The organism is Paraburkholderia sp. CNPSo 3274 (assembly GCF_024206475.1).
Lineage (GTDB): Bacteria > Pseudomonadota > Gammaproteobacteria > Burkholderiales > Burkholderiaceae > Paraburkholderia.
The window spans coordinates 1-839 of record NZ_JAMBPR010000238.1 but is presented as its reverse complement, the minus strand read 5'-3'; the positions used below and the strand labels follow the sequence as shown (position 1 = coordinate 839).

The following is an 839-nucleotide window of genomic DNA, read 5'->3' as shown; positions in this document are numbered from 1 at the left end:
AAAAGCACGGCGTTGAGGTGACGCTCTGGAAACCGCTCTTTGATCGGGAAGTGAGGCAGACCGACGCGCCGAGCCAGTGGTGCCGACCCGACTTTGAACTGACGTTCCGATCGGTGGCAGCCGCTGGCGTTGCGGCACGGCCGCACCGTGTCGTCATCGAGACGATGGGTGCCGACGATCCTGACTACCTCGAACGCAAGTTGTGTACTCAGGAAATCATGAAGCGCCGCGGTATTCTGATCGAGCATCAGCGTCGCTGATGATGCTGCCCAGAAAGAACGGGACGACGCGTTTTTCCGCAGGGTCGCAGCAAAGATCCTGCATCTCGCCGGTGTTTCGCAGACCAGGCCAGTCTGAACGATTCACGGTGCCCCGTTGCCTGCTGATCTTCCTGATGGATGCTCCGCTTCCTGCCGGCGACCCACGCACCATTACCAACGCGACGCCTACCACGGCACCTAAGTAGCGGCCATGGTGGGGGGCGTCACGACTTGCTGACAGTTGTGAATATCGCGGCGGGGCGTGCACAAGGGTTGACGGCTGCGGGGCGTCCGTCACCGCACGCACTTTTTCGACATTACCGGCCAAGTACTAAACCGCTGACGCGGTAGGGGAGGAGCGCGAGAGCTGATGGCTGACGTTCATTGTGGCGGCGAGCTGACGCAGGATCCCAACGAGGGGACGCAGATACCTCCAGGAGCAGTATGTGGATGCCCAACCGGGCTTCACCACTGCTTCCAGGAGGCACGCCATGACGCCACTGCGCCAACGCATGCTGCACGACATGCAGATCCGCAACTTCGCCGAGACCACCCAGCAAACCTACCTGCTACAGGTGT

Annotated in this window: 1 pseudogene; it reads left to right on the top strand. The window is 61.1% G+C overall.

The features are described from left to right. Positions 1–260 (top strand): annotated as a pseudogene (locus M3I54_RS44445) (hypothetical protein); the annotation flags it as partial. Positions 261–839: the final 579 nt, after the last annotated feature.